Here is a 14,116-nt window from a genome sequence, read left to right on the forward strand (position 1 = left end):
CGTAAAGGTGATCCCATATTACTATGAAAATACTTCAAGTAATAGATAGTTTAGATGCTGGTGGTGCCGAAAGAATGGCTGTTTCAATCGCCAATGAACTGGCGGCGCATGGATATGATTCTCATTTATGTGTAACTCGTGCCGAAGGGCTTTTGAAGAAAACTATAGATAAAAAAGTAGGCTACATATTCTTGAATCGCAAAGGCAAGTTGGGTATAAGAGGTATTTATAAACTTTATAAGTATGTCAAGAAAAACGACATCACCCATATTCATGCGCATGCAACCTCGTTTTTCCTTGCTGGTTTGATTAAAAAGGCTCTACCATCACTCATCTATATTTGGCATGATCATTACGGCAATGCCGAACAGTTACAGGGTAGACCGCAGGGATGGATCAAATGGGCTAGTAATTTATCGTCGCAAAATATTGTTGTCAATGAGCTTTTGTTGGAATGGCACAAAAATATTCTGGGTAAAAACAATGCGGTATACTTAAAAAACTTTGCTCAAAAAACTGAATCAGATATTACAGAAATTAGTCTACCGGGCAAGCCTGGTAGGCGTATTGTTCACCTAGCCAATTTACGACCTCAGAAAGATCATCTCAATTTGCTCCAGGCCTTTGAGAAAATAGAAAGTGACTGGGATTTAATTTTAGTAGGTAAGGATTTTAACGATGAATATAGTGAGCAAATAAAAAATTATATTTCGAGCAGAAAATTAGAAAATCGAGTGCATATTTTAGGCGCTAGAAATGAAATAGGCTCCATTCTAGATCAGTGCGACATTGGCGTTCTTTCATCAAAGTCAGAAGGTCTTCCAGTTGCCTTACTTGAGTATGGATTATACAAACTTCCGGTAATTACGACTAATGTAGGTGCTTGTAAAAAGGTTGTTGGAAGTTACGGTAAGGTAGTAGCAGCTAATCAACCTCTAGAATTAAATAATGCTATCGAGGAATTAATAAATTCAAAAGAAGAAAGGGAACAACTGAGTACTGCTTTTAATAAGCACGTACTTTTGAATTATGGGGCTACATCCTACATCAATCAACTTGTAAACCTGTATAAGTCGCATGTTTAAAATTGAAAAGCTTTCTTATCCGGTTTTAATAATTGCACATATTGTGCTTACTATCTTTATGATAGCTATTCCGTTTTTGGTCAAAGTGTACTTTTATGGAATTACAGGATACTTTATACTAAGAGCGTTAAGTAATCAAGATCGTGGTCAAGAAGTTTTACTAGCAAGTTTTTATCTCGTTACCTTAGAGGTTTTCCTGCGCATGAATAGCGCATTATTCTTTTATGAAATGATCAAATATTTGGTTATTGTTTTAATAGGATTAGGTATATTTTTTAAAGGATTTTCACTGCGCAGTATTCCATTTGTATTTTATTTATTGTTATTGATTCCCAGCATTGTGGTTGCCTCGCAAAACATTCCGTTGGGAGAAAGTTTACGTAAAGCTGTAGCCTTTAATTTGAGTGGTCCGGTATGTCTAGGTGTTACTGCGATCTATTGTTTTTATAGAAAAATTCCTCGTGAAAGATTGGATAGCATGCTCAAATTAGGAATTTGCCCATTGGTAATGACTACCTTTTACTTATTCCTTGTAACGCCAGATGTAAGAGATGTTGTTACTAATACAGCTTCCAACTTTGCTGCTTCAGGTGGTTATGGCCCCAATCAAGTGGCAACGGTTTTGGGAATCGGTATGTTCATATCCTTTGCACGGTTTATTATCATTAAAAACAGACTGCACAATATCATTGACATCATACTCTTTATCGCCATGACTTATAGAGGTTGGGTAACCTTTTCACGTGGTGGAGTGATCACTGCCTTTTTAATGATTGCAGGACTTTTAATTACTGTAATATTTTTAAAACGATCCGAATTTAAATTCTCATTCCTTCCTAAACTAGGCGTTCTTGCTGTAGGTTTATTGCTAGCTTGGGGTTATACATCGCTTGCTACTAATGGGATGATAGATAAAAGATATGCTAATCAGGATGCCGCCGGTAGAGCCAAAGATGATTTATCTACTGGTAGAACAGAGTTGATTCTTATTGAACTACAAGCCTTCTTTGAAAACCCGATTGCAGGAATAGGCGCAGGACAAGTAAAATATTATCGAGCCCAAAAAGATGGAATTGTCGCAGCTTCACACAACGAGACCAGCCGATTGTTATCAGAACACGGTAGCATCGGTATTCTTTCCATTATTGTATTAATAATCACGCCCTTATTGTATCGCATTACAAATCGAGGAAATATTTACTTTTATCCATTTCTTATATTTTGGATTGCAACAATAAACCACAGCGCCATGAGGATAGCAGCACCTGCATTTATTTACGGGTTCTCACTTTTATACGTTACCTACCCTACAAAGAAAGTTAACAAAATAAAAGATCCTACTCCAGTACTCGAACCAGCAACTAGCGCATGACACGTATTGTTTACATAGGAAATCAACTGTCAGGTAGTGGTAAATCCTTAACAACCATTGACACCTTGACTCCTTTATTGAAAAATTTAGGCTATGAGGTTGTAACAGCTAGTTCTAAACAAAACAAGTTGTCAAGGTTACTAGAAATGGTATATACCGTGTATAAAAACAGTTCAAAAACTAACTATGTCCTTATAGACACCTACAGCACCTTGAACTTTTGGTACGCCGTAATTGTAGCCCGAGTATGCAGAACAATGAATCTAAAATACATTCCGATATTGCATGGTGGTAATTTACCTCAACGTTTAAAATCCCATCCTAAAACTACATTGAAGTTTCTCAATAAGGCTTACAAAGTGGTAAGTCCTAGTGATTATTTAAAGGACGCTTTCGCGAAAGCGATCACTCAAAAAATCGTTCACATACCTAATAACATAGAGTTACAAAACTATCCTTTTTTACATCGCCAGGCAGCCAATCCTAAATTATTATGGGTGCGGTCATTTGCGCACATTTACCAACCCAAAATGGCGGTACAAGTACTTCATAAATTACAATCCGTTTACCCTAATGCCGAATTATGCATGGTAGGGCCCGATAAAGATGGAAACCTAGAAGAATGTAAAGAAATGGCAGATTCATTAGGGCTTTCAATAAATTTTACAGGTCTTTTAAGCAAAAACGATTGGATCTCATTGAGCAAAAATTACGATGTGTTTATAAACACCACAAATTTTGACAATTTACCAGTGAGCCTTTTAGAAGCAATGGCGCTGGGATTGCCTATTGTAAGTACAAATGTGGGCGGAATTCCATACATCATTAAATCAGGAAAGAACGGGTTATTATGTGAAGCACAAGACGTTAATGGCATGGTTTCACATATAAAAGTATTAGTTGATCAACCTGAACTTGCTAGTAAGCTTAGTAAAAATGCTAGATCCTATGTTCAAATTTATGATTGGGATCAGGTACAAGTTCTATGGAAAGAGTTGTTAACCTAGTTTATAATTTTATCTTTGGTTTTTTTAAATCGAAACCGTGCCCTCAAAAAATTCGATTCACTTTGAGATTTCTGAACGTAAAATTCTATTACGAGTTCTAGATGTACTGGTAGTATTGACTGCCCTAGAAATAGTCGGTTTTTATTTTGAGTTTGATTATTTTAGAATAACTGCAGAGCAGTGGAGCTGGACCATAGTATTAACAGCTTATTTACTGTTTTTCAATACTTTGTTTGAACTATACAATCTAGTAAGAGCTAGTCGAATAACAAGTACTTTGAACAGTGTAATAACCGCGAGTAGTTTAACCTCACTTGCCTATTTACTTACGCCCTTTTTTACACCTACCTTACCAGAAAACAGGTTACAAATATTGTTTTTCTATCTGGCTTTAACTGTTTCTATGTTGCTGTGGCGTTCAATCTATATTAAACTTTTTGCCAGTTCTAGATTTGACAAAAAAATTGTTTTATTAGGAAACGCTGAAGATATCACATTAGTAGCTCAAAATTTAGAAGAAGCAAATCCTTATTATAAGGTAATCGGTTACTTAAACACAAACACACAAGCCAGTCTTAAAGGCCAGTTTATAAAATTAAACGAACTTACTATAACACAAGCGCAAGAGCTACTCAAATCAAATGAAGCCACAGGTGTTGTCGTTTCAGGCAATCAAATTGATGGTATTACACCCCAAGTTTATAACTGGCTTATTGAATTGGTGGAATACGGTCATGAAGTACGAGAATACACACAAGTTTATGAAGAAATGACTGAACGAGTACCCGTGCAATTTATAGGTAAAGACTTTTATAGGTTTTTCCCCTTTGCCAGAAACAATCAAAATGCCTTGTATCGATTTTATCATCGAACCATGGACATTGTATTGTCATGTATAGGATTGGCATTTGGAATTCTACTACTACCCATAGTACTTTTAGGAAACTTGCTGGGTAATCGTGGCCCTTTACTATATAAACAAGAACGTGTAGGCATTAATAGAACTGGTTTTTATATCTATAAGTTTAGATCTATGGTGACCAATGCCGAAGAAGGAGGCGCTCAATTCGCAAAAAAGAACGATGTTAGAATTACCAAATTCGGAAGGTTTTTGAGACGTTCAAGAATTGATGAATTCCCGCAATTTATAAATATTCTTAAGGGCGACATGAGTATCATTGGACCTAGACCAGAACGTCCAATTTTTGTTAAAGAATTATCCAAAAAAATCCCCTTTTACGATACCAGACATGTTATAAAACCTGGTTTAACCGGATGGGCACAAGTAAAGGCAAAATATGGTGAGACCGATGATGATCACTTGCGTAAATTACAATACGACCTGTTCTATATAAAAAAACGTAGTGTTTTTCTTGACATTAGAATAATTGTCAAAACTTTGAGCACTGTCTTATTCTTTAAAGGACAATAGCCTATTTGCGCTTCATGACACCACGACGAGTAAAAGAGAATAGAAATATCCCAAGCATTAAAAAGACACTTACCCGTGCGATAAAATCTCCGTGCTTCACGTAAAATGTGATTTTGTTATTGGGATAAATGGTTCCTTTAAGCGCTCCTTTTTTTTCGTATCCTAATGTGGTGATGATCTTACCGTAATCATTAATGACAGCACTAATTCCAGTATTTGCACTGCGAGCAATCCATTTTCTAGTTTCAATAGCTCGCAATCTTGCTAGACTTAAATGTTGCTTATGACCTTGAGTGTTTTGCCACCAACCATCGTTGGTAATAATACTTAAAAATTGAGCACCATTATTTACATAGCCGGTTACATATTCACCATACACAGACTCATAACATATAATAGGAGCTACTTTTAAACTGTCTCTAGTAATAAAAACTTCACGATCTTCTTGTGTCGTTTTTGTGGCAACCGTACCACCTAAATCCAACATCACGTCTCCTAATATTGGTTGTAACACGTTCTTGTATGGGAAATTTTCAACTCCTACAACCAGTTTAGATTTATGATAAAGTTCCACTGGATTTGTGGAATTCATAAACACCGCACTATTATAGTCGTTATAGTAAAAATCGCCATTTTTAATATAGTTAGTTTGTGAAGTGGCTTTGTCTTTATTTTTGAAGCTATCGCCTAATGATACACCACCCAAATAATAGGTATTAGGATAATCAAATAGAAAACGTTTAATCCTATTAAGAGCAGGATTTCTATTAATTCCAGTAAGTCGCATACCAGATGCCAAAGTAGTTTCTGGAGCGATAATAAGTTTAGTGTTTGCAGTGATAGAATCTACAGCGAGAGTCATTAAATTCTCTGCCATTTGAGAATTAGAAATGTCATATTTCTCTGAATAAGGATCTATATTTGGTTGTAAGATTACTATCTCTGTTCCTTCAACATCATTTGTTATACTATTAATAGACAGAAAATGTGATAGGGATATCGGTACAGCGATAAGTAGTATTGCAGGAATACCATAACGTATAGTAATTCCTTTAGTTGAAACTGAATTTTCTTTTCTGCTAGAGTATTGTAACCAGGCATTATATAGTAATGTATTTACCACAAGCACCCATAAACTTCCTCCAAAAACACCTGTAAATTCATACCATTGAATCCAACTCACAGATTCACTAAAACCATTACCTAATTGCAACCACGGCCACGAAAAATCCCAATGTAAATGTAAGTATTCAAAGGATAACCAAATAGCAATAAAAAATGATGAAGAAGTAAAGCTACTCACTTTTTTAGAAACTAAATGATACACTAAAAAAACGAGTGCCATAAGCAGGCTATTCACCAAAACAGCAAACCACATTCCAAAAGCACTGCTATAGTACAACCAACCTGTTGTAATGATATTCCAAATGAAAAAAGTAAGGTACGCATGCAAAAACACCTTCCATTTCACCGCCTTAATAGCTGTTTTATTAAGTCGGTAATGAGCTATAAACAAGGGTATAAAAGCAATGAACAACAAACCAGCAAATCCATTAGTAGGCCAGGCAAACGCAAGTAACAATCCTGATAAAACGCTAAGTATTGGATTTAAAAAATTCTTCATTAAGATTGCTAGTTAATTTTAATACTATCGCGAGAATACAGACAAATCGATATTTACAGAAAATACATTGCTATACAAATCATCACCGTTACCAATATTTGTAAGTGCATAGTCCACAGATATACCTCTATACTTAAATCCAACTCCGATATTCGGTTGAAAATTTAGGGTCTCGTCACCATCAATACCTTGTACGTTTTGAAAGTTACCAGCGCCAGCTCTTACAAATACCATATCTATATAACCGTATTCTAGCCCAATGGCAGGCGTAGCACTTACACTAGATGAAGAAATAATATCATTAGTCTGGATGAATCGCATGTTCAAATCAACCTCGGCAGTGAGAATATGGTCGTAGTGAAATTCAAAAGTTCTTGCTACACCTATTTGTAATTTAGGTAAGGTAACTTCAGTAGTTTCTGGAAGATCTTGGTTTTGATTTTCAACGGCACCTCTCACTTCTTCAAACTTCTCCTCATCGATGGTCCATGTATTATAGGTAGTAGTAATATCACGTGCCATCACTCCTATTTCCCAATCACCTCTTTTAAATTGAGCTCCTACATCAAACCCAAATCCCCAAGAATTAGCAAATTCTCCGATAACCCTACGTATCACTTTAAAATTCCCACCATAGGTAAAACCGTCCAACTTTGCCTCGCGTGCATAGCTTACTGTGAATGCCCAATCGGCAGTTGAAAAGGTAGAAATACGATCGTAATTGATGTTTCCTTGTGAATCAATTAATTGAGTGGTATTTAAAATATCATCAACAGAGAAACGAATAAGTGATGCCCCAAAACTACTTTGATCATCAATGGGCATCGCAAATGCTGCATAATTGTACTGGGCAATATTTGCAAAGTAGCTACTGTGCATGAGTGACAGTTCCTTTTGTTCCAATCTCATGAGTCCTGCCGGATTCCAGTATCCCGAATTTACATCATCGGTTTGAGCGACCACAGCATTACTCATACCTAGCGCAGCGGCGTCTACACCTATATTGATAAATTCATTTGAGTAGGCTGCTGTAGATTGCGCTTTCGCGAAAGCGAAACACATCACAAACAAACAGGTAATAACAATTTTTTTCAACGCCATTCTTGTACGCAAATATCCGTTTTTCTGATGTAATAACTACTATTATCGACTGATATTGCTTTGTTCTATGTAGAGCACTGGTTTTTGTGCATATTTGTGTTATGAAAAAACAGGTACCTAATTTAATTACACTGCTTAACTTATTGTCTGGATGCGTGGCTGCTGTCTATGCTTTTCATGATAATCTACAGATGACATTGCTTTTTGTAGCGATAGGTATAGGGTTTGACTTCTTTGACGGACTAGTTGCTAGATTATTGCAGGTGCAAGGTGAGCTGGGCAAACAATTGGATTCTCTAGCAGATATGGTTACTAGCGGACTAGTACCAGGAATTGTTATGTTTCAATTGTTACAGGATGCTACTGGTATTACTTTGTTTGAAACAGGTGTTGAGTTTACTACAGCGAGTGCGCAGCAACATGTCATGGCTTATTATATACCGTGGATTGGTTTTTTTATAACGGCTGCTAGCTGCTACCGACTGGCTAAATTTAATATTGATACTCGCCAGACTGATTCCTTTATCGGTCTTCCTACTCCTGCTAATGCTCTATTCATTATATCGCTAGGTTTGATCGCACAGACTACTCAAATAGATTGGATTTATTTTTCATTAACTAATGAATGGGTCCTGCTAGCCATTACTGCATTGAGCTGCTTTATTTTGAATGCCGAATTACCCTTGTTTGCACTCAAGTTTAAGTCATTCTCAATTGCTAAAAATAAATTGAGATATGGTTTTTTAGTTACTTGTATAGTTTTACTCTCGTTGCTGGGATTACTTGCCATACCGTGCATTATAATCTTGTACGTGGCATTGAGTATGATTACTGAATTAATAGGCAGTAAAAAATCCTAATCTTCAAAGATTTTCTTTTTTCTGAGTTCAAAGTTTTGACCGAGGTAAACTTTTCTCACTATTTCATCTTCTGCTAGTTCTTCTGGAACTCCATGTTTAAGGATAGTACCTTCAAACATCAAATAGGTACGATCTGTAATAGCTAGTGTTTCTTGAACGTTGTGATCGGTAATTAAAATACCGATGTTCTTTTTAGTCAATTGAGCAACAATACGTTGTATATCTTCTACTGCTACTGGATCTACTCCTGCAAAGGGCTCATCAAGTAAAATAAAGTTTGGGTTTGTGGCTAGTGCTCGTGCAATCTCGGTACGCCTGCGCTCTCCACCAGATAATAAATCACCACGACGCTTGCGACGCTCGGTCAAACCAAATTCCTCTAGCAACATATCGCAACGCTCTCTTTGCTCTTTTTTGCTAAGATCTGTAAGCTGTAAAACTCCCAAAATGTTGTCCTCGATACTTAGTTTTCTAAAAACAGAAGCTTCTTGGGCTAGATATCCAATACCGCTTTGAGCTCGCTTGTACATAGGATATTTTGTAATCTTTTGATCGTTTAACCAAACATCACCACCAGTAGGTTTAATCAAACCAACGGTCATGTAAAAGGAAGTTGTTTTACCTGCTCCGTTAGGGCCTAACAAACCAACTATTTCTCCTTGATTAACATTGAAAGACACTCCTTTTACAACTGGACGGCCTTTATAAGATTTTTGAAGATTATCTGCTCTTAATTGTTGTTGCATGCAGCAAAGTTAGTTTTTTATGGGCTACTGTCACATAGACCGATTTAATTTGTTTCTTTGTAATCGAATATAAGCATTATGACAATACCTAGATTTCTTTTAGGAGATAACGCCAGTTATCCAGATGATATTTTTATCATACACACAGAATATCCCAGATTTATTATCAATTTAAAGGATGATAGTATCGAGTTTTTGGAAGAAATAAGTAAAGCTGATAAAGAGGATCTTGAAGAGGAAACTAAGAATTTAATTGAAGAAGCTTCTAGATTCTACGACGAACAGATGGAATTCTACGAAAACAATGAATGATATCAAACAAATAGATTGGGACCTTACGGTAATTCTTAATGATTGGGGAAATGATCAAGTTGATTTATTTTTTAATGTGGTCACCCATAAATTTTATGCCATACCATTATACTTGGTCTTTTTGTACTTTCTTTATAAAAAAATGGGATGGCGGAATTTGCTTATTGCCCTAGTTACTATTGCGCTAGTTATAGCTGCTAGTGACCAGCTAGCTAACCTATTCAAAAAAACTCTAGTTTTAAGGTTAAGACCTTTTAGAGAACCAGCTCTTGAAGGGTTAATTTCAAAGGTAGGTAAAAGCGGTGGCCGTTATGGGTTTTATAGTGGGCATGCGAGCAATGCCATGGCTGTGGCTGTTTATTTATGGTTCCAGTTCAAGAATCATTTTAAGTGGCTGGGTATTATTGCTCTCATTTGGGGTATACTAGTGGTATACAGCCGTGTGTACCTGGGCGTTCACTACCTAGGTGATGTATTAATGGGAGGTTTTATGGGATCTCTTTTAGGGTATGCAGGCTATCATTTCGTACCATACGGTAAGGATGAAGTTCATCGAGAAAGTTGACAACTACAAGGTTTTCTTAATCTCTTGACATTCCGTTTTTTTTGAACTAATTTTAAGTGTTACTTTTGCAAAAAATTAAACATTTGTTTATTTTTTAACCTACCAAAAAAAATCTTTGATTAATCAAGTTGCTTTTTAGGCATTATTTTATTGGACAGAATGAAAGAAATAATCTACAAGGATTTAGGATATGCAGAACTTTACTGTTTTGAGAATTACATTATTTCTCAAGTAAAGGAAGGGACCATAATTTCTCCAGATAAAAATAAAGATCTGGATGAAGTCATACAAGAACACTATGAAAATAGACCTGTGGTTTATTTATCAAATAGAACGTTTGACTACAATGTAATGCCTACCACTTATTTAGAGTCTGCGATGATAGAAAATTTAATAGGTGTTGGAATTATCACTCAAACAGGTATTAACAAAAGAAATGCTGAATTTGAGAGTAGTTTTTTCAAAAAAGAATTTATCGTACTGGATTCCCTTTTGGACGGTATTTTATGGGCAGAAAACCTAGTTAAAGAATATAGTATTAAAAAGCTGAAATAATTAAGGCATTCATTTTATCATAATGAAAGCTCCTGAGAAATCAGGAGCTTTTTTTATAGTGAAGATGGTAAGATAAATGTGTAGCTAAGCGGAATACACTTAACAAGTCTACTTAGGATTTTATAAATGAATGATGACAATAATAAGCAGGTTCTTTTTACTCTCGATGCGCTTATCAATAAGGTAAAACTTAAATCGATTGCATAAAAAAACAGTAACTAGTGTCTTTACTAATTACTGTTTTTCAATCAATTATTGCTATTATTAAATTCTAATTAGGGATATTATCCACTATTTTAAAGGAGACTTTTTTTCCAACTTTTATAACCTTGTAATAAATCGCCTTGATTGAATGATTAAGAGTTAATTCTGGCCAATCTTCATCACTTACAGTTCTATTTTCAAGTTTTGCTTTTATTAAAGTAGAATCCAAGTATTTGTATTCATGTATTTTATCAAGTACATTTTTATTGTAATGATCAGCTTTTGAATAAATCAAAAACAACTTGTTTTCAGTTTCTACATAGTCTGTCGGAATATCTATCATCCTAACTTTTTGCTGATGTTGAAATATTGAAATATTGTCTAATTCTGGTAAAAACTTAACATAAGTAGTACCGTTTTTATTGAACTTTGAAATTTCATAGACATTATATTGACCTTTAAATAAATCTTGTTCAACAAAAACTTTAGCTGCATTTCTAAATAGATTCTTTGAATCCATTTTGTAAGAAGAGCAACTTGAAAATATTAAAATTACTAATACTACTTTAATTACTGATTGTAAATTTTTGTTTGCGTCCACCTGATATTATGTATTGAATTAAACCTGTTTGTTTTCTAGACGTTGATCTATCTATATCTGAAGGATCCCAAACATCATTTGCTCCTGGTCTATTGTCTCGAGGAGTATATCTGTGAGTATGGGTTGCAGTCAAATAATTGTGTGTTAAAAGCACTCCGTTTTTTGGAAAGCTATATGTGTCAAATATAGTTTTAACAGTAGTTTTAGCTTCAATGTCGGTATTCCCTTCATATTTATTCAAAATAACAGCTTGTATATCTTGCCCTATAACTTCATTATCTTCATTAATTATTTCTTTACCTAAACCAAAACTTGAACTTTCAACTCCTATTATTCTTGACATTACCTCTTGAAAATGATCAAACTCTTTAAGTGAAGGTTCATCTGTACCATTCACGTTAAAAACATTATTTCTTTTCTTATAATTACGTTTCGTATGAATAAAACCATTGGCTATTCCTTCTTCTACTATATCATCAACTTCGCCATCATCATCTAATAAACCACTTGGGTCAACTCTCAATATTGGATTGTTCTGTACGAAGTTATAAGGCGTTAGCCAGTTCCTTTCTTCCGCCATAGGGTCTATGGTTATGAACCTCCCGAGGGCAGGATCATACGACTTCCAGTCCATTTCATATAAATCCAAACCTAAAGCTTCTTCGTGCTCAACACCTTGGAACTTAAATTTGGAAGCCGTACTATTGCTGTTCTGAACGACATTGTTGTACCCTTTATGTTCAAGTCCAAAAGGATAATAATTATTCTCTTCCTTGATCTCTGAGCTATCTACATTACCATTGTTGTTCATGTCCTGATAGGATAGTCTAATGTTATCAAGGTGACCCTTATATTGATAGACATACTTGTAATAAACTTGATCTACTTTTTCAACATACCCTTCTGCATGAGAGAAGAAATGTAACTGCTCACTACCACCTGAGGAACTCTTTTCATATATAAAAGCACCTGCGTAGGATGTTGTGCTGGTTAAGGTGTTGTTCACGTAGATTTGTTTTTGAAGCTTTGTTATCGTAGCATTATAAATATACTTAATTTACTTATCTTCCAAAAAATGTATTGATACTAGTAAGTTCAAATGATTATACTTGATGGTTTCTATTTTTTTAACCGAAACATCAGAACATCAATGTCCATTTACCGACATCGAATGAACTTTAAGTCGGACTAGCACCTAAAACGAAAAAGACATATGCACAAAAAACCACTCCGAAGTGTGAGATTTTGATTATCTGATCTCAATATGTGTTTATATGAAAAAAAGCAGTGGCTTAATACATTTACTATTTTCTGTCTAGCGAGGCTATTGCTTTTTCAAATTGTTCTTTTTGCTCTTCTGGTACATTGACGTAACCTATAACCACATCTCCCAATACATACTCTAACCAATACAGGTTATTTCTATCTTTTCCAGAGTTTTTTATAGTATCCACTAGGGTAATACTTCTTGAAATTGCATATGTATTCACACCAATTGAATAAAGATTATCAGAGTTTAACCTCGATCCACTATAAATATCAGTTGAAACATAAATTGTTGATTTATTTTGGTATTCAAATCTATACTCGCAAAACCCATGGTTTTCTACTTTTTTTTTGATAAAACCTTTAGATAGGTTTAATTCAATATACTTATAATTTTTTTCTTTTGAAAGACAGTTTTCAAAATTTAAAGTTTTTGAATTAAATAGAAGGCTCTTACTTGATGAACAGCTAGCAGATATTAGTAAAAGTAAGAGTACTATGTTTGTATATATACTTTTCATTTTTTAAAAACTTAATAATTTTGAGAAAAACGGTGTCGGGTAAAAAGTTGGATTTTTATTACTATCCAGAAGATTCGGACAGCCATTATAATTACGCCTTAACCTAAACCACTATATTTTAATACTGTTCCAACTTTGGAACATTTTTATCGTTTTAGTAAAGATTAGTACCAACTAGTACACTTACTAATTACTGTCTTTCAATAATTTAAACTCCTTTATTTAATTATGTATGTCCTAATTTGAGACACTACCGACATTACCTACCCTATCTAACGAAATATCTTTTTCTTAGCTATTAATTTTTGTCCTCTAGATAAAATATCATAAGCTCCAATAAAAGTTGGAGGGTTTACTATAATTTCATAATCATTACATTCCTCTTTAGTGATTTTAGAGTACCACATACATGAATCTAACTTTTTCCCCTTTTTGAGCAATAAATCATAGAAAGAATGTCTATTTTTATTTAAAGTAGAATCGTGCCAATAAAATAACCTGTTATTTCTTGAAATATAATTGTAATTGAATAACGAATCTGGGAGCACAACTTCTTTATTGTCCCAAGTCATAAAAATATAAGATTGTTTATTCCTTTTACTAATCTTGCTTATTTCAAAAACATAATTATCTTCCAATTCTTTACTAACACTTGGATCGTTCTCAAAATGGGTTATTATAATTTCATAAATATTTTCTTTTGAATCAATATCAATCGCATTACAGCAACTCAATAAAATAAATAGTATGTAAAGAAATATCACTTTTAAAATTCTCATCTTTTATTTAGTTTTTACGATTTCACCTTGCTTGTTATAATAATATCTGACACTACCATAAAGGACATAGCTAGTTACATTATGTT

The 14,116-nt window shown here is 34.4% G+C and carries 15 protein-coding genes; 8 read left to right on the forward strand and 7 right to left on the reverse strand.

Translation table 11 applies throughout. From position 1 onward, the window contains the following. The first annotated feature begins 23 nt into the window (after window positions 1-23). Genes HCN53_RS05035 through HCN53_RS05050 form a run of 4 tightly spaced genes read left to right on the forward strand, consistent with a single transcriptional unit; the run spans window position 24 to window position 4,896 of the window. Window positions 24-1,085, forward strand: a complete 1,062-nt coding sequence (locus tag HCN53_RS05035; protein ID WP_167342225.1) for a glycosyltransferase — start codon at window positions 24-26, stop codon at window positions 1,083-1,085. Continuing rightward, window positions 1,078-2,457, forward strand: coding sequence for an O-antigen ligase family protein (locus tag HCN53_RS05040; RefSeq protein WP_167342226.1), 1,380 nt, complete (start codon window positions 1,078-1,080; stop codon window positions 2,455-2,457). The genes HCN53_RS05035 and HCN53_RS05040 overlap by 8 nt, the downstream gene beginning before the upstream one ends. Next, complete coding sequence (locus HCN53_RS05045) at window positions 2,454-3,464, forward strand: glycosyltransferase family 4 protein (RefSeq protein WP_167342227.1); 1,011 nt, start codon at window positions 2,454-2,456, stop codon at window positions 3,462-3,464. The genes HCN53_RS05040 and HCN53_RS05045 overlap by 4 nt, the downstream gene beginning before the upstream one ends. Before the next feature lie 37 nt (window positions 3,465-3,501). Continuing rightward, entirely contained in the window at window positions 3,502-4,896 is a 1,395-nt protein-coding gene (locus HCN53_RS05050) for a sugar transferase (RefSeq protein WP_240919398.1), read from the forward strand. A gap of 1 nt (window position 4,897) precedes the next feature. On the opposite strand, the gene lnt is transcribed toward HCN53_RS05050, so the two are convergent. Both lnt and HCN53_RS05060 read right to left on the reverse strand, forming a co-directional pair. Beyond that, complete coding sequence (gene lnt, locus HCN53_RS05055) at window positions 4,898-6,520, reverse strand: apolipoprotein N-acyltransferase (protein ID WP_167342228.1); 1,623 nt, start codon at window positions 6,518-6,520, stop codon at window positions 4,898-4,900. Window positions 6,521-6,544: 24 nt separating this feature from the next. After that, window positions 6,545-7,621: a PorV/PorQ family protein gene (locus tag HCN53_RS05060; RefSeq protein ID WP_167342229.1), complete on the reverse strand. Its 1,077-nt coding sequence runs from the start codon at window positions 7,619-7,621 to the stop codon at window positions 6,545-6,547. A 101-nt stretch (window positions 7,622-7,722) separates the two neighbouring features. On the opposite strand from HCN53_RS05060, the gene HCN53_RS05065 reads away from it, so the two are divergent. Continuing rightward, on the forward strand, window positions 7,723-8,481 hold the full coding sequence (locus HCN53_RS05065; RefSeq protein WP_167342230.1) for a CDP-alcohol phosphatidyltransferase family protein: 759 nt from the start codon (window positions 7,723-7,725) through the stop codon (window positions 8,479-8,481). Here HCN53_RS05065 and lptB read toward each other — a convergent pair. Continuing rightward, window positions 8,478-9,227 carry an LPS export ABC transporter ATP-binding protein gene (gene lptB / locus HCN53_RS05070; RefSeq protein WP_042280419.1) on the reverse strand — a complete coding sequence of 250 codons (750 nt, stop codon included), beginning with the start codon at window positions 9,225-9,227 and terminating at the stop codon, window positions 8,478-8,480. The two genes, HCN53_RS05065 and lptB, sit on opposite strands and share 4 nt — an antisense overlap. Before the next feature lie 78 nt (window positions 9,228-9,305). On the opposite strand from lptB, the gene HCN53_RS05075 reads away from it, so the two are divergent. The 3 genes from HCN53_RS05075 (at window position 9,306) to HCN53_RS05085 (ending at window position 10,659) form a co-directional block, all read left to right on the forward strand. Further along, the gene (locus HCN53_RS05075; RefSeq protein WP_042280421.1) at window positions 9,306-9,539 is read left to right on the forward strand and encodes a hypothetical protein; all 234 of its coding nucleotides are present in this window, start codon (window positions 9,306-9,308) and stop codon (window positions 9,537-9,539) included. Then, on the forward strand, window positions 9,532-10,104 hold the full coding sequence (locus tag HCN53_RS05080; protein ID WP_042280423.1) for a phosphatase PAP2 family protein: 573 nt from the start codon (window positions 9,532-9,534) through the stop codon (window positions 10,102-10,104). Before HCN53_RS05075 ends, HCN53_RS05080 begins: the two co-directional genes overlap by 8 nt. A 159-nt stretch (window positions 10,105-10,263) precedes the next feature. Next, on the forward strand, window positions 10,264-10,659 hold the full coding sequence (locus tag HCN53_RS05085; RefSeq protein WP_042280425.1) for a hypothetical protein: 396 nt from the start codon (window positions 10,264-10,266) through the stop codon (window positions 10,657-10,659). A 271-nt stretch (window positions 10,660-10,930) separates the two neighbouring features. On the opposite strand, the gene HCN53_RS05090 is transcribed toward HCN53_RS05085, so the two are convergent. From HCN53_RS05090 to HCN53_RS05105, 4 genes are all read right to left on the reverse strand, one after another. Beyond that, window positions 10,931-11,383 (reverse strand): hypothetical protein, encoded by a 453-nt coding sequence (locus HCN53_RS05090; protein ID WP_167342231.1) that lies wholly within the window; start codon window positions 11,381-11,383, stop codon window positions 10,931-10,933. 46 nt (window positions 11,384-11,429) lie between these two features. Continuing rightward, window positions 11,430-12,470 (reverse strand): RHS repeat-associated core domain-containing protein, encoded by a 1,041-nt coding sequence (locus HCN53_RS05095; protein ID WP_167342232.1) that lies wholly within the window; start codon window positions 12,468-12,470, stop codon window positions 11,430-11,432. 298 nt (window positions 12,471-12,768) lie between these two features. Continuing rightward, window positions 12,769-12,954 carry a hypothetical protein gene (locus HCN53_RS05100; protein ID WP_167342233.1) on the reverse strand — a complete coding sequence of 62 codons (186 nt, stop codon included), beginning with the start codon at window positions 12,952-12,954 and terminating at the stop codon, window positions 12,769-12,771. 569 nt (window positions 12,955-13,523) lie between these two features. Further along, window positions 13,524-14,030: a hypothetical protein gene (locus HCN53_RS05105; protein ID WP_167342234.1), complete on the reverse strand. Its 507-nt coding sequence runs from the start codon at window positions 14,028-14,030 to the stop codon at window positions 13,524-13,526. Between the last annotated feature and the right edge of the window lie 86 nt (window positions 14,031-14,116).

Origin of the sequence: Nonlabens sp. SY33080 (genome assembly GCF_011784885.1) — a bacterium.
Classification (GTDB): domain Bacteria; phylum Bacteroidota; class Bacteroidia; order Flavobacteriales; family Flavobacteriaceae; genus Nonlabens; species Nonlabens tegetincola.